Raw genomic sequence first — 19,184 nt, forward strand, 5'->3', positions numbered from 1 at the left:
TCCTATATAAGTTTATGTACTTGGATTATAACGTACTTTCAAAGATCGGGGTTTTGAATCCACGTTTCCAAACATTTGTCTATTTCAACCAAACCTTCTACAATAAAAGCAACAAGAGATTGATTGCCAGCAAGTCTCATACAGGAGGTGGAAGTGAAATGGATAATACTGAAAAGCATTATTCAGAGGAAAAGTTTTGGGGTAAGCTGAAAAGGTACGGATTGAAGGCTGGACATTCCGTCGTGTATACGGCGCTGCTCCTTTACTTTGTCCTGCAAAAGCCGGATGTTCCGAAGAAGTCGAAGATGATCATCATCGGGGCACTGGGGTATTTCATCCTTCCGACAGATTTTATTCCCGATATGGCAGTGGGAGTTGGTTTTACAGACGACTTTGGCGCGCTGGGTATTGCTTTATTGCAAGTGGCCATGTATATCGATGATGAGGTGAAAGCGAAGGCCAAGGCGAAGTTGAGTGACTGGTTCGGGGATGATGTGGATACGTCTGAGGTTGATGGGAAGTTGTAGGGAGTTCCTTTGGAAGAGAATCATTCCTTTGCTCCAAAATAATAGGCGCATGGTTCTGATGAGTTTCCGCTTCAGACCAAGCGCCTTCTTTATTGGTTATTCATCATGTTATCAATCTGCACCCGGTCATAATCCAATATCCAATCAATAAATTCTCTGTATAGGGAACGCAGGTCCTCTTTATCAGACGCAATGATATCGCAACCACGGTCATCATATAGATGGAAAATCATCTTTCGTGTGACATTCACGAAGTAAATATCTATACCCGCGTGTTGGGAACCTTTTAAAAGTTGAGTCGGATGGGGGAAGTCCTCGTAGGAAATCGCCATTAGGAGTTGTTGATATCGGATATCATGCTTTTGACACGGTAGGATGAACCGATGTGTGACCATGTCTTCATCTTCTTCTTCGAAATTGAAGAGCTCATAAATAAGCTTGTACCTAGTGTCCTTGCGCCTGATATATTTCTGATACACTTTTGTAGGTCTATTCTCAAGAAAACGGTCAAGCTTCATGGTATGAACATCCGTAATAAGAAGAATTTCATCTGAATCATTGAATACGTGGTCGAATAGACAAGTCGTTCGATCCTTTATTTGCTTCAGGTTCCTCTTGTTTAAATGATCGACGCCAGGAATGGATATTTCAAAGCGCAGACCATATTTAGACGAATAAAATAGGGATGACCGAAGCGCAAGACCGTCGAAATGATTTTGCATAAAAGGGTATAATTTATTCTGCATACAAGACTCCTACTGAAATGATTGAAATGGATCATACATTGTCCAACGTCTTCTTTTCCTCGTTCTTTTCATATTTTTTTGTGAAGTAAAGCGTAAGGATTATCCCGAGTACCACAATGCCGATACAAACAGATAGAGGGAAGTCCCAACGTGTATAGAGGACCGTTGAAGCCCCGATGATCGTGATCCATTCGAAGGCTAAAAAGGATTTAAGGTATTTCATTGTGTTATCTCCTTTTGTTCCATTTATTGTTAATTAATAGTACCATATTTTAATTGGAGATAGTGATTAATTTCCATCCATTACTTTTCATCGAATAAATCCTCGTCCTCCTGTGGCTCATTGATTCCATGCTTTTCTTCGAGGAATTGCCCGATGGAGGAATTGTTGATGCCGTCTCTAACGGCTCTCTCAATAATCAGATAGAAGATTAGTAGACTAATCAGTGCCCCCAGAATCATGAATGGGATCTCCATACTTACACCTCCGTATTCTTTACTCCAATTCTATTCTTTGAATCTTTAAACCAGGTACAGTGTGGATTAATTTCCTGTAATAATCAGACCGAATGGAAAAGCCACCAAATTCCTCATGGGTGGTGGATGAAAACCAGGTGAACGAATTTTTGATAAAAGTTAAGTCTTCCGGCAATTTTGGAGCCACCCAGTCATATAAACAGTTGGCATAGTGTTGCAGCAATTTGCAGGTCTGATCATTTGCTTCCATTAGATAAACGGTGGCAGGTGGTCCCATGGTGATGGTATTTGCCCATTCTTTTGTTTGGTATGATTCGATGATATGTGGTTTAAATTCTGCCAGAACATCCTGATCATAAGAAAGTTCTTTTCTTGTGATGAAGTAAAAAGTATCTGAATGGTCACAAAGCACTTTAATAAGGGAATGGTACGTTTCATCTGTGGGGTTAGTGGACAGGTCCCAGTATTCTACTTTATTCATCTCATCTTTCTCTCTCTTTCTTGAAGATACGAAAACTAATTTATCCACCCATTCAACACCATCCCCACATTCATCACCATATGAAAGGCGATTGAAGGATAGATGCTTTCGGTCTTTAATACCACGATGGCATAGAAGAGTCCTCCGAAAGAAAAGAGGAGGCTGAGAAGTAGCGGGATTCCGATGGATAGATGTAATAGACCGAATCCGAGGCTTGTGACAGTGACGGCATAAAGGACGGAGACGTTTCGTTTCAACGATGACAGCATGACGCCTCTCCAGATAAGCTCTTCCAGTGTAGCGTTAAGGATGGTAAATCCTATAGCGAATAGGAATAATGATTTCACCTCACTGATTTCCGGTGACCATATGATTGGGATGAAGATGGTGCTTGATCCCGCCAGTCCAATCAGTAAGAATAAGGGCAGTGAAATGGTATGGGAGGGCATGGAGATACGCCTTTTCCAATTTGGGAACACAGTGAAGAAACGGACCCTTTCTTTTGATATCAAGTGTGAGACGGCTAAAGCCATCAGGATGAATAGAAGGAAACTTCTGTTCAACAGGATTTTAGTTTCTTTTGAAACATCCAACTCGTTGATCCAGCCGGTTGCAAGTTGAAACACCAGTAACCCGAGCAGGAAGAAGAGGAATAGGGAAATGACTGAGCGGTTCTTTTTAGTAGAGAGATAGAGGATGAATAGGCCCAGTATCGGCAGCAGTACCCAATCGTATGTTCTATATGAAAGAAGGATGATTCCTGCGAAAAACAGGGCGGCCGAATTTATATGGAAAATCGATTGCTGTGAACGGATCATCAAGCCCCCCTTTTGTAATCCTTGAAAACATTTTAGCATAATTTTCCTTTTGGTATGAATTCTTTTTTACATTGTAATGGCGAGTGATTTGCATGTGGTAAAATAAGGATAGTTTTGTAAAAGGGGGAATGATCATGTACAAACATATCATTTGGGACTTCGATGGCACACTTTTTGATACATATCCCGTCATGGCGGGCTCCTTTAGGGAAACGCTTGAAGGGCATGGATTTGAAGAGCCTTTAGAGGAAATTATCAAACAGATGAAGGTATCGATCACATCTGCTCTGAAACACTATGAAAAAAAATATGGGATTGGGAAAGAATTCTTCACAGCCTATGACTCCCGCAGAAAAGAAGTGGAATTCGATTTGTCCAAACCCTTTGAAGGGATCGTGGAACTTTGTAAGTATGTTCCTGAAACGGGCAGAAAGAATTATTTGTACACCCACAGGGGCGAGTCTTCGATCAAGATGCTGGAGAGTTACGGGCTGACGGGTTACTTCTCTGACTTCATCACCTCCCAGCACGGGTTTGAGAGAAAGCCGAGTCCGGATGCCATTCTGCATTTGATTCGAACCCATCATATCGATCATTCGGAAGCAATCATGATCGGTGATCGGGATTTGGATTTGGAATCGGGGAAGAATGCCGGGATCAGCTCCTGCTTTTTTACGGATAAAATGGAAGAGAATCCCATGCTGATTATGTTGTGACGAGTGTGGAAGGATTGTATTCGATCATTTGAGGTTTGATCTATGAGGGACCATTGGATGAGATTCTTTTGTGATTGAGTTCATTGGCTTGTCAAAAAAAGGGCCGGTATTGCTGCTGCCAAAGCATTGTCTACATATCCTTCAGTTGTAGTGAACAAAGCAACAAGCGTCGATGGTTAGTAAGAAAAGCGGGTCGTCCTATAGGATGACTCGCTTTTCATACTGGAAAAACATAATCGGTCATTTTCCTGCTCATACTATAGCATATACGTTTAAAGGAGCGAGTACCGTGACTGAATCCCAGCAGACCATGCTTAGCCGTTTAAAAGAGATCCAGGAGAATCAAACCGAAATGTGGAGCAATTATTGGCAGCAATATTCCGATTTTACCAACTGGCAATTCTGGATGTTGGCTGCGTTCTTTATTTTTCCTCTCATCGTGCTATATTTAAGAATGGATAAACGAAAAGCCCTTCTTTTAGGGTTTTATGGATATAATATTCACGTCTTCTTTACATACTCAGATGCCATCGGAGCTAATTTACTTAAGTGGTTCTATCCGTATAAACTCTTCCCGATACTGGCGAGTTCGGTTTCGTTAGATGTGTCTCTGGTGCCCGTTTCCTATTTGCTCATGTATCAATTTACATTAAATGGAAATAAAAATTACTATCTATCCATGTTCCTGCTCAGTGCAGGGTTTGCATTTGTTTTCAAACCATTGCTTTCTGCCATCGGTCTGTTTGAATTGGACAAAGGGACGAATTATTTCACCTTATTCATCAGTTACGTGGTAGTCGGTCTAATAGCGAAATGGATCACGAATGTCTTTGTTTATTTTGAAAAGAAAGCTCATAATCGGGTCTGAAATTGATCTTTCAGGGTTTTCCATCTGCCTTTCCCATTACATTGATAAAATCTTCTACAAACATTGGATAGTCCAATTCAAGGTAGATGTTGATATTTTTTTCAGCAGGCTTGGAACTGGGCCTGAAGTCTGCGATGGACGTTCCCATTCCTGTTCCCGTGGTCAAGATGTTGATCTCCCTTCTGATGGACTTCCCCATTTCCGGGTTCGCCATCAGGGATAGGGTCACGACATCGTGCATGGGTGCACCGTTTATTCCAGGAACGAGCTTCTTATAAGCATCAATATAGTATTCCATGACTTCATCCATGATCGCAATCAATGGGTTATCTGACATCTGCTGGATATAACGGATTTGGTCCATGGTGATGATGGCTTTGTTCGAGACATTCAAGGGGACGACGTAAAGATTATTCAGCTCCCTGACCACCACCTGTGAGGCAATGGGATCGCCATAGAAGTTCGCTTCTGCAGAAGGAGTCACGTTACCAGGAACCAAAAAGGCGCCTCCCATAATGTAAAATTCCTTGATGTCTTCAACGATATTTTCACCTAATAAGTAAAGGGTGGAAAGGGATGTGTTTCTCCCCACGTCAACTATGGTGATATCGTCCTGGTCCTTGATGATTTTATAGAGTTCTGAGAAATTGGTGAGTTCACCCGATATGCTCTCAGGCGGTCTGATAGGACCGAGCCCTTCCTGCCCGTGGATCTCAGGATAGTAGGTTGGGATTTCCCCTGACGATGGACTATTGGCTCCCCCTATGATCGGGACATCCTCTCTTCCTGCAAGATTAAGCAAGTAGGCGATATTATTCGTTGCCTGCTCTTTTGTTGTGTTCCCATAGCTTGATACGATGGCGAGTACCTTAATGTCGGGGTTCAGTAAGGCGTACATGATGGCAATGGAATCATCAATGCCGGGATCCGCAAACAAAATGATTTTCTTCATCGGACATTCTCCTAACCGATTATGATGTATTTATATAACGTATCAATGGAAAAAAGGGATTATGCCTTTGAATAGAGTCAATTTATATGAAACTACTGCCCAAACAGAAGATTTGTCATCATTCACGAAACATGTAATGATGAATTCATATCAAATTTATCGGAATAAGGAGATGAGGATATGAACGTAGCAGTAGTAGGAGCGAACGGACAAATTGGGAAGCAAGTGATAGGGCTCTTAAAAGAAAGCAGCGAGCATACGCCAAGGGCCATTGTGAGAAAGGAAGAGCAGGCCCGGGCCTTTGAACAGGATGGGGTCCAATCTTCACTGGTTGATTTAGAGGGAACGGTGGATGAGATTACACATGGTATGAAGGGTGCCGATGCTGTTGTATTTACAGCCGGATCCGGTGGCAAAACGGGAGCGGATAAAACATTGCTCATCGATTTAGACGGAGCTGTCAAAACGATGGAGGCGGCCAAACAGGCAGGAATCGACCGGTTCATCATGGTGAGTGCCCTGCAGGCTCATAATCGTGAGAACTGGAACGAGTCCTTAAAGCCGTATTATGTGGCAAAGCATTTTGCCGACCGTGCAATGGAACAGAGCGGATTAACCTATACCATCATCCGTCCTGGCGGTTTGTTGAATGAAGCGGGTACAGGGAAAGTGACCGCAGGAGAGAATCTATCAAGAGAATCGATTCCACGTGAAGATGTAGCGGCCACGATCGTAGCGAGCCTGGACGAAGAACGTACATTTAATAAAGGCTTCGATTTGATCACAGGAAATGTTGGGATTGAAGAGGCTGTTCGAAACGTATAATTGAGAAGAAGGAATGATCATCCTGAGGGTGGTCATTTTTTTTTTTATCTAAAATGATTGGGTGTAGAAGACTCCTTTTTTTAATCCGTTCATGTTGAGGGATTGAAGAATAGTGGCAGCTGTTCTCCGTGAAGGAAGCAGCAGGAAATCCCTTAATTCCCGATTGGTGATCGTTGGTTTGATTAATAGGAAGTAGTCGTCGATGGCTTGGAGGTGAGCGGTTTTGGATGAGTGGCGGCAGTGGGGACAATACCAGGTACCGGTCATTCTGGTCATGACTCTTGTGCATTGTTCGCAGAGAACCCCTTTTATCAGGTCTGCTTCTTGTAATTGATAGGTGGTCAGGACGAGTGAATGGTGTTCTTGATGCTGGTTTAATAGAAGTCTTTTGGTTTTTTTGAGATCGATGATTTCATTTTCTTCCCCGTTGTATTTTGCATTGAGTTTGCTGATTTCACTGACGAGATTTTGGGCATGAATCATTTTGTCGTATGGGGAGGTGAGTCTGTGACCTTCAGCCATTCTCAGAATGGTTGACGGATTGCTGAATACTACGAGGAATTCAATGGGCGGGCACGGAAGTTTGTTGTTATAAAACCATTTTTGCAGGAACAACATCTGTCGCTTCGCCTGTGTAATGGGATCGGGGTAACCGGTTTCGATACCTTGGTAATGTTTAGAAAGTTGATTGAATTCCGGGTCGATCGTCAGTGTGCCGGCGATGTTCTTTATTTCAATCGGGAGTGAGTAGTTTGGAGTCACAAGAAGGCTATCAATCTGAAAGTAATCCGGTGCAAGGGGGAGTTTCAGGTCGTTGAATATCATGTACTTCTTGTCTGTCAGGAAACTTAAGTGATAATCCACGGCTTTTTCTCCGTTGTATCCCGCTTTTCTTTTCTTCAGATCCTGTTCAATAATGGGGCGTTTCGGATGGTCTGGAGGTTGCAGCCTTCTTAAGATGGCCTCGGTTTGGAGAAGTTTGCGAGGGGGGGTTCTTTCTTTTACGATCAAGGGATCACTCCTTTGTTGGGTTGTTATAGAAAAGTTCTCCATATTGAGTGAAAATCCTGCTTTTGGGGTGAAATTATTGTTGTTTCATTGATTTTAAACGTGAAAAAAGTCGTGGTGAAGGGCTTATCGAGGTTTTTTTCTTCATGTAAGGATTTTATGAACCAGTTTTCCCTACTTATGATCCGCTTATTGAAAATATGACCCGGTTTACACCATTTGTAATCCGGAATTCTGAGATATGATCCACTTTTTCATTTTATGATCTCTTTGTCGAATTTCCTGGATTTTAGAACTGAATCATACCGAAAAAAAAGTGACCTTCGTGAGGGTGGTCATTCTTTTTTTTTGTGAAAATTTATGATTGTGATCAGCAGCCTATTTTGAAATAATTGGGAGTTAGCTACGGGGAGTCAAATGGAATGTACTCATTGTAAAAGAGTGTAACGTCAATGTGGAGGGTGTCATGTACGAGATAATAAGTAAAAAACGTAAAAGTTTATTCAATAAGGTGTCGGCAAAACCGAAAGTGGCTGTTTGTTCGAACTACGGCTATGTGGCTTTTTATATTGATGATTATAAACAATTCAGAGAGTAGAAATATGAATACATAACAATGAAATTTCTCACAACCGATATTAAATGGTGAAGGGGGACATAGATGACTAAGAAAAAAGGATTTATTCCTTCATTTCTATTCGGAAGTATCATTTTGTGCACGATCGCAATCGTTGCGTTCGTTGTATTTCAAGGTGATGAGACGAGAGAAATGATCAAGGATGGATTCTCAGATGATGAGCAAATCTCCAAGAGGAACGTAGAAGAAGTAATCAATGAACACGGAAACATGAGTAATCTAGAAGCTTTAGATACCTTTATTGATAAGTTGAAAGATGAAAGATAAACAAAAAGCAAAAATCAATGTAATCCAGTATGGGATTGAGGGACAGAGAGTGGTTGAAGAATTAGCCTATAATGGGGAGGATGTCCACGTTTATCGAAGTGTAGATGAGGAGTTCATTGAAGAATTCCGGTGTGAAAATGTGGTGACGAATGAAGATGGTCGAAAGAAACAGTATATTTTGAAGCGATGTACAGGTAATTTCACTGGGGATACTGTTTTATTATCTAAAAATATTGAGGATTAGTTCCGTAAGTGCAAAACATCGACTTTCTTTCATTTGTAAAATAGCAATAACGGCTACGGTTTTGTTGATTCGGAAGCAATAGGGGGATGGAAATGACTTTAAAAGTAGGAGATATCATCAGCTTTGAACGGACTTTTAATAGAAAAGATGTTGTATTGTTCACCGGGATTTCAGGTGATGAAGGGATTCATCATTTAACGCCGGATGAACAAGGAAAACTAGTGGTTCAAGGATTGTTAACGGCTACTTTACCAACTAAAGTAGGTGGAGATCATAACGTATTGGCTCGTGAGATGAATTTTGAGTTTTTAAGACCAGTATTTACTGGGGATACCATCATGTGCGAAGTGAAAATTGAAAAATATGAAAGAACAGAAAATGGAAGAACAGCTATCATCGCCTCTTTTTTATGCAGAAATCAGAAAGAAAAAGAAGTTTTAAGAGGGGAGTTTTCTGGAGTAATACTTTAATCTGACTCGCTGGGAATGACGAATACTCTGGAGAGATAGCATGATGGACCACAAGCGACATATGGGAGGGAATCATGGGTTTTATCATTACATTTATGAGCATATGGTTATGCAGTTTTCTGATTGCCAGATTGCTAAGTCCGTTTGGGAAGACACATTGGAAAAATGATATAACGATTACTTGTGCACAAGCATTTCTGATTACCATCCTCTTGTTTTTATTTTCTGGAGGATTCAACTGACGTTAATGGAATTAAGATGGTAGCCACTCAAAAAGAAAACCGAATTGGCCTTCTGGTTGATGAAGAGGTTATAACCAATTTCGAGGGGGAACTTTAGAGTAGAAATAGATTGGAAGAGGAGTATTTTTAAATGCTGAAAAATAAAGAAGATGTCATCAAGTTGATTGAGAACGACCCTGGCATGATGGATATTATTAAGACTGCAAGCTCATTGGATCTACCTGATTGGTGGATATGCGCTGGATTTGTACGTTCGAAAATATGGGATACTCTCCATGGATATAAAGAGAGAACCCATACTCAAGATGTGGATGTCATCTATTTTGATGAAGAAAATTGTGATGAAGAACTCGAAAAAAGGTTAGAAGCGGAATTACGATCCATCATGCCTCTCATTCCCTGGTCTGTTAAAAATGAGGCGAGGATGCATGTAGTAAACGATCTTCCCCCCTATACTTCCTCTGAGGATGCGATTTCAAAGTTTCCTGAGACAGCCACTGCTCTTGGAGTGAAGATGGACAGGGAAGGCCAATTGGTTCTTACCGCTCCTTGTGGTTTAGATGATGTGACCAATCTGGAAGTGAAGCCGACTTCTTTTTTCAAAGAGACGGAAGAGCGAGTTTCCATTTATGAAGAACGTATCAGGAGGAAGAACTGGAAGGGGACTTGGCCTGGGATTATTGTTCATCATATAAAGAAGGGGGAGTAGATGGTCCTCTGTGGAAAAAGGTCGGAGTTTTAATACTGTTATTGAGCTGGAAACAATGATGGTGCTCGTGCAGGGAATATCTATTAAATCGAGTCCTCGGTTAAAACATAACTGACCGTAGAGGACTTCAGCTGATCGAGGTAATGAAGCCACATCGAAACTTTTATTATATGAAGTCAGTGTTCAGATTTTCGGGTGATCCTTCCTAAGATAAAGAAGGGAGAAAACGTGAAAAAGCCTACAATTCTCAAATATGTATTTTTATTTATAGTTGTCATTGCCCTATTTGCTACCTGGGCTTATGCAGAAGACCAGGACTCTTATACGGAACCGTACAAAGCCATTCAGGCGGTTGATAAGGACCTCCAGTTGATTCCTGCCTACAAGATAGGGGATGAATCCCTTTACTTTTTCATTAAAGATAAAACCAATCTTGGGGCTACAATGGTTCGAAAGGGAATATTCGGGTGGAAAAGCGGGGTGTTTACCTGGGGGCCGTTGGATCTTGGCAGAGAATATGAAAAGCTGCAAGGAATCCAAGGACATGGAGATGGCTTGGTTTATGGTTTGATCAGAAATGGTGATGAAAGAGTGGTGATTGTTGACGATCAAGAAGCTACGTTATTAAATTTGGCCCTGTTATCACCCTCAGTAGTAAAGGAATATCAATTGGAGGGGCTATATCTTTGGTATGTTGAAAGCGGTAAAAATCTTAATGCTCAACAGGTTAAGCTGCTACGTAAGGATACTCGGGAAGTCATTGATTCGATAGATTTATAGAATCCAATACATATAGGGAGGGGGAAGACGGTATGATGGATCAATTATGGTTGAAATTTATTCTTTTTATAGTGAGTTATGCTTTATTGATATTTTTGTTTAATAAGGGAATGAGAAAGTTGTTTAAAGTGAAAAAGAAGAAGCTCTTCTCCTATCATCATAAGAATAAAAAACATAAGAACCTGGATTGGACGATTAGAATTACTTTCGCTACCCTGATTGTGGTTGGTGGTATCTATAATGCTACCCTTTCTCCACTTGAAAGAATGTGGTTTTTAGAAACTCATATCCTGCTTATTGCCTTTGTCATTGTGTCTGAAACGGTTACAGCTTTTATGGAGAAGCGATACGCAGAAAATAGGAATGATTATAAATTCACCATTTCTCAGTTAGCCTTTCTGTCATTAACGCTGTTATTGTTTGTCAGTACTGATTTTTTTAGTTTGCTTGATTAATCATATTTAATAAGTACCTGTTAAATTAACGGCCAAAAGCTGGAGTTCAGTTATGTCATTTGATCTTCAGCTTTTTTTGTGAATTTCCAATTAATGAAACTTTCACCGGTTTGAAACGTATGTAAGAAAAAGTCAAATGGGCAGCGATGTAAAAGGTGCCATATCTCATTTTTATGAAAGAGAAGAGGATGGAGAGCGTGGTTGAAAAGGAAAATGTGGTTTTAGAATGGGTTAAAGCTTTGGTGATAGCGTTAGTCGTTGTATTTATTGTCCGTACTTTTTTGGTCACTCCAATCATGGTCAAGGGTTCTTCCATGAATACGACTCTGCAAGACCAGGAGCGAATGATTGTGTCTAAATTAGGGGACACGGAGCGCTTTGATATCGTTGTGTTTCACGCAAATGAGGAACAGGATTATATTAAGCGTGTGATTGGCCTGCCTGGGGATAAGATCGAGTATAAAAATGATACGTTGTATGTGAATGGAAAAGCGTATGAAGAACCATACCTTGATGAGCAAAAAGAGAATGTACAGGGGGATTTGACCAGGCCTTTTACCTTGGAGGAAACGGCTGTCGGACAATTGACCGTTCCGGAAGGCCATCTGTTCGTGATGGGGGATAACAGAAGGGATAGTAAGGATAGCAGGCATATTGGGGCGATTCCTATGGAGAAGATTGTTGGGACTACGAATGTTGTTTTTTATCCGCTTAAGGATATGAGGATTGTGGGAGAGTAGTTTATTTTGGAAAGACGCTACAAATTCGTAATAGCTTTTTCTCTAGTGCTAGGAGCGACTTATTTACCGAATAGGTTTCGCGATCAAGCTGCCGACCTGTAGATTATGGAGGCTATTGGTTTGATTTATAAGGAATATGAAAAGCAATGATGATTCATAAATCTGAATAATTTTGTCAGAATTTTCGTAAATATGAATAAAGATAGGAGTGAAAGATATGGAAATAAAGGTATCAAAGAATGACGAAAACTTAAATATCAAGTGGCAATTAAGTAACCTCAATATTCCTTTATCTGATATTAAAGTAGTGCGAAATGATGATACATATAGCGGTGAAGGGAAAACAGCAATGAGAATTGGTTATCCATATGGACATACGGATAGAGTCGTGATCCATACAAGTTCAGAAACGTTTATTCTGTTCACTAGTAATGGTGGTTTGAAAGAGCAGATTTTGTCGTACATTGGGGGACAAAGAGCACGTTCCTGATCACTACGCGGACATCGAGTTAAGTAGACACTTATAAATGGGGGGAAAACACATGAACAAAACAATCACCATTCTTCACACCAATGATCTTCACGGAAACTATGATTTGGTAGTACGTCAGGCTGCGTACATAAAGAAACGTGTCAGGGAGCTTAAGGCGCAAGGGGAAAGTTATCTATTGCTGGATGGCGGGGATCATTTGGATATGAGCATCAATGAGTGCCTGGCGACGAATGGCCATATGCATTTAGAGATGCTTGTGGATGTCGGGTACCATGCGATGTCGGTGGGGAATAATGAGCTGCTGCGATCGACACCTGCGTTGATACGGAAGCATAGCCAGGAGTCTGGGGTGCCGTGGTTGTTATCGAATCTTGTAGAGGGTGATGGGACTCCCATCGGTGGGATGAAAGAAACGCTTCTCGTGATAGTGGATAACGGTGTGAAGGTTGGATTATTTGGAGCGACCGATCAATTCGAGGATCTTTATGAGAATAAGCACGGGTTCAGGAATCGGGAAACCCTTACGGCCATCAAAAAAGCGGTGGTGGAATTGAAAAAGCAGGGGGCAGATGTCATCGTCTTTCTATCCCATCTGGGATATGGTGCCGATGTGGAGATCGCGAAAGAAGTCAGTGGCCTGGTAGATGTGATCGTAGGGGCTCATTCACATACGGTGCTTCAAAGTCCCGTTGTGGAATCAGGTGTCGTGATTGTTCAAGCGGGGTCTCACGGGCAATATGTAGGGGAGTTAAAATTGGACTTACTTATCGAGAATGGTCTTCATAAGATTGAATCGTACGAGGGAAAATTAGTTGAAATCACTCCCGAATCCGAAACCGATGCCAGTATGGAAGCCATTTTAGAAAAAGGTCGTGAGGAAACGAATGAATTTTTGTCTGAGGTATTGTTCACGGCGAGGGAAGACCTTACTCATGCCGATATCATTCAATTAATGGCAGATTCCGTTCGGGACTACTGGGAGTCTGAGATTGGTATTATGTATGGGGGAGCCGCAGTGGACCAAGGCTTGGAATCCGGTGATGTGACGAAGGGGGATGTGTACAACAGATGCAAAAGCATGCATTCCCCTGTGTTGATGGAGCTAAAAGGTGAACAAATTGTGAAACTGATAGAGGATAGTTTTAATGGGGAGATTACCTCCAAGCAGGTATACGGAAATGGATTCAGGCCTCATGGGATCCCGATTGGGTCTTTAGCGTTCTCTGGAGTTACGTGGAGTCACCATGACGGCATAATTTCTGATGTTAAAGTGAATGGGGAAAACCTGGTGGAAGAGAAGGTCTACAGGGTAGGGACCGGGTCTCCGTTATTGTACGAAGAAGTATGTGGATATGCTTCGGTGAAGGGGAACACATTGATCGAAGTTGGAAAGACAGAGATGGTGAAGGATGTATTTATGAATTATTTAAGAGTCTACAGGAAAAATTCCGTTATGTTAAATCTATAGAATGTCAGTGACCAGGACGGGATTTTTAAAGTGACCGTCACCTGGATTTTCTTTTTGAGTTATGACCCCGAAATTTCAACTGATGATCCTTTTGTCGAAATTTGGGGTCAGACTCTTGGCAAACTGTTTTCAGTTCCAATTGATCCTCTATTCAGAAAGATCGAGATCCCATCGTTCTTCCATTAAAGTAGTCCCGGTCCATTCTTCATTTGGCTTTTCTTCCGTTAGTTTAAATTGATATTTCTGGTAGAGGTGCCGAGCGGTTGTTAATGTACTCACAGTCCATAAGAATACATGTTCATAGAGATTTTCTTTACAGAAGTTAAGGGAAGTCTCCATGAGCTGTTTTCCTATGCCCATTCCTTGGTAGTTCTCGTCTAAAACGAACCACCTAAGCTGAGCAACGCTATCACTTGACTTCGTTATGGCAATCGATCCGACGATTTCACTATCTACTTCAGCCACCCATAGTTCTCCTCCATCCGTATTCATCATGAATTCAGTCAACCCTTTCATGACGTAATATTCGAACATCGGTCCAAACTGATATTTCCTGTCGTACAACCTTCCATGCAAGTATGCGACGTATCCAAGATCACCTGGTTGAAATGGTCGGATGGTAATCACTGGTTGGGCTTGCGGTTCATTCGTATAAAGGGTTTCGATTGTTTCCATAGATGAAACTAATTGGGAGAGTTCTTCTTCTGACAGGTTTTCAATCATTTTAGCTACTCCGATATTTGCATTTTCAACCAGATCATTATAAATGCCCGTACCCTTGTCGGTGAGGTAAAGGGAATATTGGCGTTTGTCATGGCTGGCCTGCTTTTTCATAATAATTTCTTCGTCTTCAAAGCGTTGAACGATCCGGCTCATATAGCCCCTATCAATTCCAAGGTTCGCTCTTATCTCTGTTGAGGTGCAGCCGTTCCTTTCATGAATGTCTGTTATGACTCGGGCCTCTGTTAGTGAAAAAGGCTGGTTATACAGTTCCTGATCAATCTTTCCAAGTACATTTGCATAGAATCTGTTGAATTTACGGATTTTCTCGATACCATTAATTGATTTCATGAATAGACCTCCTTGGGATCGTGAATCTTTCAATAAAATAAGTGTAATGTATATTAGTTGACAATGTCAACTATATTTTGGGTATGTGTACTCTGGAGAAATTCTAACAGGTACATGGTTTTTGATCCGCTTTCGCAATATATGATTCTTTCTTCAAATTAGTAGATTAAAACTTTTGAAGTAAGAGTTGGAAAATAGTTCAAAAAAAGGTAAAATAAGAACATACGTTTCGTTCGGAACTTGATAGGGGGAGATAATGGTGACTCAAACAAAATATAATCCAATATGGAATCTCGACAGCATCTTCAAAGGTGGAAGCACATCACCCGAATTGCATGACCATATGAAACAGACGGAAGCCAAGATCATGAAGCTTGAGGAGACCATGAAAAAGCGGACGAATCCACTTAGCGATTCGGATCAACTAGCAGGCTTCCTTGATCATCTTAGAGAAATAAAGATGTCTATATCACAAGCAAGATCCTACGCCATATGTCTTCTTTCAGAAAATCCGAAAGACCAGGGCGCACAATTCTACAGAGGGGAAACCACGGTTCTTCAATCAAAATATGATTCTATGACCAGTGACCTGAAAAGGAAATTAGCCCATACGGAGGAATCAGTATGGAAGAGTTTGCTTGATTCAGAGGACTTAAAGGGGTATCGATTCATCTTGAATGAATGGCGGGAAGAAGCGGACCGGGAGCCTGTGCAGGAAGTGTCGGAGCTCATGGCAGACGGGTACCACGCCTGGGGGCAGTTCTATCAATCGTTCATGAGCAGTATCAAGGTCCAGGTGGAGGGTCAGGATTTCTCGGTTGGACAGGCTATCAATCTGCGTTCGCACCACGATGCTTCGGTTCGAAAAGAATCTCATGAGGCGCTGGTGGAAAAGTGGACCGAGCATGAGGGGCAGTTCGCGCAAATCCTGAATCATCTGGCCGGTTTCAGGTTAAACATGTATAAGAGCGTGGGGATCGAGGACGTACTCCATGTTCCTCTCGCCCAAAACCGGATGAAGGAAGAAACGCTGAATAGCATGTTTTCAGTCATGGAGAGATATAAAGAACCTTTTGGTGATTATCTGAACGTGAAAGCCCGGATGAATGGGGATGCCAAAATGAAGTCCTATCACTTTTGGTCCCCAATGAATCACGATCACCAAGGAATCGAATACGGAGAAGCCGCTGCGTTGATCGAGGAACAATTTCGTACGTTCGGGCCGGAAATGGGACGGTTCGCGGAGAAGGCTTTCCGTGAAGGCTGGATCGAAGCGGAAAATCGTCCTGGAAAGTCTGCGGTTCCCATTTGTGCAGGATTCCCGTTAACAGGGGAGTCCAGGGTGTTCCTCACGTTTCCTGGCACCTTCAAAGGGGTGTTGACTCTTGTGCATGAACTGGGTCATGCCTTTCATAACCATGCAATGAAATCAGTGAACGGGATGAACACATCCTATCCCATGAGCTTGGCCGAAACGGCGTCGACCTTCGCGGAGATGATCATCCTCGAAGCGGCCATGGAAAAAGCGGAATCTGAGGAAGAGAAACTGTTTATCCTCGATGAGAAATTGAAGAGAAGCGTCATGAACTTCATGAACCTACATGCACGGTTCATCTTTGAAAAGGACTTTCACGAAGAACGGAAAAAGGGGTTTGTCCCCGCAGCACGCTTGAACGAACTGATGAAGTCTGCCATGGTAGAGGGTTATGCAGGTTCCCTTGATGAGGTCCCGGTACACTCCTGGGTATGGACGCCCCACTTCTATAAAACAGAATCTCCTTTCTATAACTTTCCTTACATCTTTGGGTATTTACTTGCACTCAACTTCTTCGCCAGGGCGAAGGAAACGGGGAAAAGATTCGAGGAGCATTACATGGACCTCTTGCGGGATTCAGGCAGCATGTCGGCAGAAGACCTCGTCATGAAGCATTTGGGAGAAGACATTACCGAAGAAGCCTTTTGGGAAAAAGGGATGAGGTTGTGTGTAGAAGATAGCGAGGAGTTTGTGAGATTGGCAGCTTCCCTATGAAAAAGTTTCAGTTGCTGATAGCCCTCCCTTCTATTCTATTATTATGTGTTTCGCTGTTTTTCAATCTCGATTACTTACTTTATATATCCTTGGCCGGATTCTTACTGACAATGGTTATCAAGCAATTAAGGATGCGGAATCGGATGTATGAACTGGGGGATCCAGACCGGAATCTTGATCGGCATGAGGAAGGGATGAGGGTGATTCAGAAATTGATGTCAGCGGGGATGATTGAGAATAGCTTATAAATAAGGAGAGAGTTCATGGACAAGACCTTACATAACATAGCCAATCGATTAAACAAGCAGGATGGAAAAATGGTCATCGGCATTTCAGGCCATGGAGCTTCCGGTAAAACTACGTTTGCGAAGAAACTGTTGAGGATTTTGGAAGGTCAGGGAATCAATTACATCAACACTGATCCCTATATCGTCAATTCCGACGTCAGAAAACACACCTCCATCCAATATGAGTACAACAATGAAATCCATCGATCCAAGATGACCGCCTGCCATCCTGCGGCCCATCATCTATTCGCCCTCGACCGGGACGTCAAGATGGTGAAGGAGGGAATGGATTTCTACACCCTTGACGTCCCCTATGAACGAAGTCAGCTCATCTCGTCCAGAAATAACGTGACGATTGTAGAAGGGATGTCTGTTGCATTCAGCAATCCCGATCTTTACGACCTAAAGATTTACTTCTATACGGATGGTGAGACGGAGCTCGTGAGAAGGGGAATCCGCGATGTTTCCGAAAGAGGGATGGATGTGGAGTATTTACGAAAAACCCACGACGAGCGAAGAATTCAATATGAAGTCTTTATGCACCCGAAGCATGAGAATTTTGATGTGGTGGTGAGGAGTTCGGATGAGGGGTATTGGGTGGAAAAGGACATAGAGTAGGTGCAGTTCTAATTATGGTTTTTTAGCAAAATTGGTATTGAGTTAGTTAGATGACACATAAACCACAGGAGGTAAAATGGTGAAAAGACCATTAGGTGTATCAATCATTGGCTATTTTTATATTTTTGGTAGTATCGTATTATTGTTCACCGCTATTTTTTATCAGGCTGGTGCTGACACCATTGGCATTTCTGAACGGTTTGGAGTATCGTTCTTACCTGAACGAATCATGAGAGTATTTGTGGCGTTCTTTTCTCTGTTGATGGCTTATGGGTACATGAGGTTGAAGAAATGGGGTTTTTGGTTATTGATCACGTACTCGGTACTATTTGGATTCATCAGTTTCATATTATTAACGAATGAACCTCAACAGCCCTTTATAGGGAATTTTGTTTTTTCGGTCATCGTCTTGATTTATACGATTTATGTGAAAGAGGAATTTTTCAAGACTGCTCCGAGAAATCAGTCTATTTAAACAGGAGAGATACTATGAAAGATAAGAAAGGCACTAACATACTGATCTTCGTCGGTTGGTTATCGGTCATTTTGCCCTTCTTCACTCCCTCGATCCTTCACGGTTTCATCGCCTTTTGCGTGGGGCTGGTCTTAAAAAAGGACTACGAGAAAAAACAGTATGGAATGGTTTTCATGGTTTTAGGGATAATGAGCGAGATATTACCTCATGTGACAGGATCTCTATTGATTTGGTACTTGTACAAAACGAATTAAGTTCAATGGTTGAGAAAGATTGTTTTTGCAGGTGGAGTGAAAGTATTACAATTCAAAGTTGACTGAAAATTGAAACTTTCACGAAGGTCCATTCGTAAATGTAAGTGATACGAGGGGGAATGAATATGAAAAAATTCATAACACGAACGTCATTAGTAACGGCTGTGATACTTGCCATTGGCATTTGGATCGGGAGCATTCTGTTCTCTTTTTCTTACGGGGAATGGAGCTTTTTCATCGGTCTCGGAATTACCGTTGGACTTTTCTTTTTCAATAGTAGCGGTGGTGCTTTATCTAAAGGGGCCACCCTGGAAGCGAGTGAGGCAGGATGGAAGATTCAGAAGGACAATGAGTTGAAAGCAAATGTAGGTTCAGTGTTTTATGGAGCTGTCTTATTTACGCTGATCAGTTTTGTTATTATGATGGTTACTTATTTTTAATAAGATGCTCGACGACACGCAGAGCGTCTTTGATCATTGGATTTCAGATGAACGGATCACCGATAATCGTGTCAGTCCGTCAAACAA

General features: G+C 41.8%; 29 protein-coding genes. 21 read left to right on the plus strand and 8 right to left on the minus strand.

What is annotated here, in order from left to right; all coding sequences use genetic code 11:
- The first annotated feature begins 158 nt into the window (after positions 1–158).
- Positions 159–527 carry a YkvA family protein gene (locus tag ACYH0O_RS03325; RefSeq protein ID WP_482631125.1) on the plus strand — a complete coding sequence of 123 codons (369 nt, stop codon included), beginning with the start codon at positions 159–161 and terminating at the stop codon, positions 525–527.
- Between the two features lie 89 nt (positions 528–616).
- Here the strand turns inward: ACYH0O_RS03325 and ACYH0O_RS03330 are convergent, their stop codons facing one another.
- The 5 genes from ACYH0O_RS03330 to ACYH0O_RS03350 form a co-directional block, all read right to left on the minus strand.
- Positions 617–1,273: a DUF3885 domain-containing protein gene (locus tag ACYH0O_RS03330; protein ID WP_482631126.1), complete on the minus strand. Its 657-nt coding sequence runs from the start codon at positions 1,271–1,273 to the stop codon at positions 617–619.
- Between the two features lie 31 nt (positions 1,274–1,304).
- Positions 1,305–1,496 carry a hypothetical protein gene (locus ACYH0O_RS03335; RefSeq protein ID WP_482631127.1) on the minus strand — a complete coding sequence of 64 codons (192 nt, stop codon included), beginning with the start codon at positions 1,494–1,496 and terminating at the stop codon, positions 1,305–1,307.
- 80 nt (positions 1,497–1,576) lie between these two features.
- Positions 1,577–1,750 carry a hypothetical protein gene (locus tag ACYH0O_RS03340; RefSeq protein WP_482631128.1) on the minus strand — a complete coding sequence of 58 codons (174 nt, stop codon included), beginning with the start codon at positions 1,748–1,750 and terminating at the stop codon, positions 1,577–1,579.
- Positions 1,751–1,769: 19 nt separating this feature from the next.
- Complete coding sequence (locus ACYH0O_RS03345; protein ID WP_482631129.1) at positions 1,770–2,279, minus strand: hypothetical protein; 510 nt, start codon at positions 2,277–2,279, stop codon at positions 1,770–1,772.
- Entirely contained in the window at positions 2,267–3,049 is a 783-nt protein-coding gene (locus tag ACYH0O_RS03350; protein ID WP_482631130.1) for a CPBP family intramembrane glutamic endopeptidase, read from the minus strand. Before ACYH0O_RS03350 ends, ACYH0O_RS03345 begins: the two co-directional genes overlap by 13 nt.
- A gap of 134 nt (positions 3,050–3,183) precedes the next feature.
- Here ACYH0O_RS03350 and ACYH0O_RS03355 point away from each other — a divergent pair, with 134 nt between their 5' ends.
- Both ACYH0O_RS03355 and ACYH0O_RS03360 read left to right on the plus strand, forming a co-directional pair.
- On the plus strand, positions 3,184–3,765 hold the full coding sequence (locus ACYH0O_RS03355; RefSeq protein WP_482631131.1) for an HAD-IA family hydrolase: 582 nt from the start codon (positions 3,184–3,186) through the stop codon (positions 3,763–3,765).
- A 289-nt stretch (positions 3,766–4,054) separates the two neighbouring features.
- Positions 4,055–4,633: a CBO0543 family protein gene (locus tag ACYH0O_RS03360; RefSeq protein ID WP_482631132.1), complete on the plus strand. Its 579-nt coding sequence runs from the start codon at positions 4,055–4,057 to the stop codon at positions 4,631–4,633.
- A gap of 10 nt (positions 4,634–4,643) precedes the next feature.
- Here the strand turns inward: ACYH0O_RS03360 and ACYH0O_RS03365 are convergent, their stop codons facing one another.
- Positions 4,644–5,585, minus strand: coding sequence for a nucleoside hydrolase (locus tag ACYH0O_RS03365; RefSeq protein WP_482631133.1), 942 nt, complete (start codon positions 5,583–5,585; stop codon positions 4,644–4,646).
- A gap of 180 nt (positions 5,586–5,765) precedes the next feature.
- Here ACYH0O_RS03365 and ACYH0O_RS03370 point away from each other — a divergent pair, with 180 nt between their 5' ends.
- On the plus strand, positions 5,766–6,410 hold the full coding sequence (locus ACYH0O_RS03370; protein WP_482631134.1) for an SDR family oxidoreductase: 645 nt from the start codon (positions 5,766–5,768) through the stop codon (positions 6,408–6,410).
- Positions 6,411–6,458: 48 nt separating this feature from the next.
- On the opposite strand, the gene ACYH0O_RS03375 is transcribed toward ACYH0O_RS03370, so the two are convergent.
- A complete protein-coding gene (locus ACYH0O_RS03375) occupies positions 6,459–7,421 on the minus strand; it encodes a nuclease-related domain-containing protein (protein ID WP_482631135.1) in 963 nt (320 codons plus the stop codon).
- A gap of 463 nt (positions 7,422–7,884) precedes the next feature.
- Here ACYH0O_RS03375 and ACYH0O_RS03380 point away from each other — a divergent pair, with 463 nt between their 5' ends.
- The 11 genes from ACYH0O_RS03380 (at position 7,885) to ACYH0O_RS03430 (ending at position 13,923) form a co-directional block, all read left to right on the plus strand.
- The gene (locus tag ACYH0O_RS03380; protein WP_482631136.1) at positions 7,885–8,016 is read left to right on the plus strand and encodes a hypothetical protein; all 132 of its coding nucleotides are present in this window, start codon (positions 7,885–7,887) and stop codon (positions 8,014–8,016) included.
- A 63-nt stretch (positions 8,017–8,079) separates the two neighbouring features.
- Entirely contained in the window at positions 8,080–8,322 is a 243-nt protein-coding gene (locus ACYH0O_RS03385) for a hypothetical protein (RefSeq protein ID WP_482631137.1), read from the plus strand.
- Complete coding sequence (locus ACYH0O_RS03390) at positions 8,312–8,566, plus strand: hypothetical protein (RefSeq protein WP_482631138.1); 255 nt, start codon at positions 8,312–8,314, stop codon at positions 8,564–8,566. Before ACYH0O_RS03385 ends, ACYH0O_RS03390 begins: the two co-directional genes overlap by 11 nt.
- Positions 8,567–8,658: 92 nt before the next feature.
- Complete coding sequence (locus ACYH0O_RS03395) at positions 8,659–9,036, plus strand: hotdog domain-containing protein (protein ID WP_482631139.1); 378 nt, start codon at positions 8,659–8,661, stop codon at positions 9,034–9,036.
- Positions 9,037–9,110: 74 nt separating this feature from the next.
- Complete coding sequence (locus tag ACYH0O_RS03400; protein WP_482631140.1) at positions 9,111–9,278, plus strand: hypothetical protein; 168 nt, start codon at positions 9,111–9,113, stop codon at positions 9,276–9,278.
- Between the two features lie 130 nt (positions 9,279–9,408).
- A complete protein-coding gene (locus ACYH0O_RS03405) occupies positions 9,409–9,987 on the plus strand; it encodes a nucleotidyltransferase family protein (RefSeq protein ID WP_482631141.1) in 579 nt (192 codons plus the stop codon).
- 228 nt (positions 9,988–10,215) lie between these two features.
- Positions 10,216–10,767: an aspartyl-tRNA synthetase gene (locus ACYH0O_RS03410; RefSeq protein WP_482631142.1), complete on the plus strand. Its 552-nt coding sequence runs from the start codon at positions 10,216–10,218 to the stop codon at positions 10,765–10,767.
- 32 nt (positions 10,768–10,799) lie between these two features.
- Positions 10,800–11,222 (plus strand): DUF4181 domain-containing protein, encoded by a 423-nt coding sequence (locus ACYH0O_RS03415; protein WP_482631143.1) that lies wholly within the window; start codon positions 10,800–10,802, stop codon positions 11,220–11,222.
- A gap of 197 nt (positions 11,223–11,419) precedes the next feature.
- Complete coding sequence (lepB, locus tag ACYH0O_RS03420) at positions 11,420–11,962, plus strand: signal peptidase I (RefSeq protein ID WP_482631144.1); 543 nt, start codon at positions 11,420–11,422, stop codon at positions 11,960–11,962.
- Between the two features lie 217 nt (positions 11,963–12,179).
- Positions 12,180–12,452, plus strand: a complete 273-nt coding sequence (locus ACYH0O_RS03425) for a SunI/YnzG family protein (RefSeq protein WP_482631145.1) — start codon at positions 12,180–12,182, stop codon at positions 12,450–12,452.
- 52 nt (positions 12,453–12,504) lie between these two features.
- Positions 12,505–13,923, plus strand: a complete 1,419-nt coding sequence (locus tag ACYH0O_RS03430) for a bifunctional metallophosphatase/5'-nucleotidase (protein WP_482631146.1) — start codon at positions 12,505–12,507, stop codon at positions 13,921–13,923.
- Between the two features lie 147 nt (positions 13,924–14,070).
- On the opposite strand, the gene ACYH0O_RS03435 is transcribed toward ACYH0O_RS03430, so the two are convergent.
- Positions 14,071–14,994 carry a bifunctional helix-turn-helix transcriptional regulator/GNAT family N-acetyltransferase gene (locus tag ACYH0O_RS03435; RefSeq protein ID WP_482631147.1) on the minus strand — a complete coding sequence of 308 codons (924 nt, stop codon included), beginning with the start codon at positions 14,992–14,994 and terminating at the stop codon, positions 14,071–14,073.
- 256 nt (positions 14,995–15,250) lie between these two features.
- On the opposite strand from ACYH0O_RS03435, the gene ACYH0O_RS03440 reads away from it, so the two are divergent.
- From ACYH0O_RS03440 to ACYH0O_RS03465, 6 genes are all read left to right on the plus strand, one after another.
- Entirely contained in the window at positions 15,251–17,023 is a 1,773-nt protein-coding gene (locus ACYH0O_RS03440) for a M3 family oligoendopeptidase (protein WP_482631148.1), read from the plus strand.
- Positions 17,020–17,271 (plus strand): hypothetical protein, encoded by a 252-nt coding sequence (locus tag ACYH0O_RS03445; protein WP_482631149.1) that lies wholly within the window; start codon positions 17,020–17,022, stop codon positions 17,269–17,271. The genes ACYH0O_RS03440 and ACYH0O_RS03445 overlap by 4 nt, the downstream gene beginning before the upstream one ends.
- 15 nt (positions 17,272–17,286) lie before the next feature.
- Entirely contained in the window at positions 17,287–17,928 is a 642-nt protein-coding gene (locus ACYH0O_RS03450; RefSeq protein WP_482631150.1) for a uridine kinase family protein, read from the plus strand.
- A gap of 76 nt (positions 17,929–18,004) precedes the next feature.
- Positions 18,005–18,403 (plus strand): hypothetical protein, encoded by a 399-nt coding sequence (locus ACYH0O_RS03455; protein ID WP_482631151.1) that lies wholly within the window; start codon positions 18,005–18,007, stop codon positions 18,401–18,403.
- A 14-nt stretch (positions 18,404–18,417) separates the two neighbouring features.
- Positions 18,418–18,657: a hypothetical protein gene (locus ACYH0O_RS03460; RefSeq protein ID WP_482631152.1), complete on the plus strand. Its 240-nt coding sequence runs from the start codon at positions 18,418–18,420 to the stop codon at positions 18,655–18,657.
- A gap of 125 nt (positions 18,658–18,782) precedes the next feature.
- Positions 18,783–19,097, plus strand: coding sequence for a hypothetical protein (locus ACYH0O_RS03465; protein WP_482631153.1), 315 nt, complete (start codon positions 18,783–18,785; stop codon positions 19,095–19,097).
- Positions 19,098–19,184: the final 87 nt, after the last annotated feature.

This window comes from Rossellomorea sp. H136 (assembly GCF_056838065.1).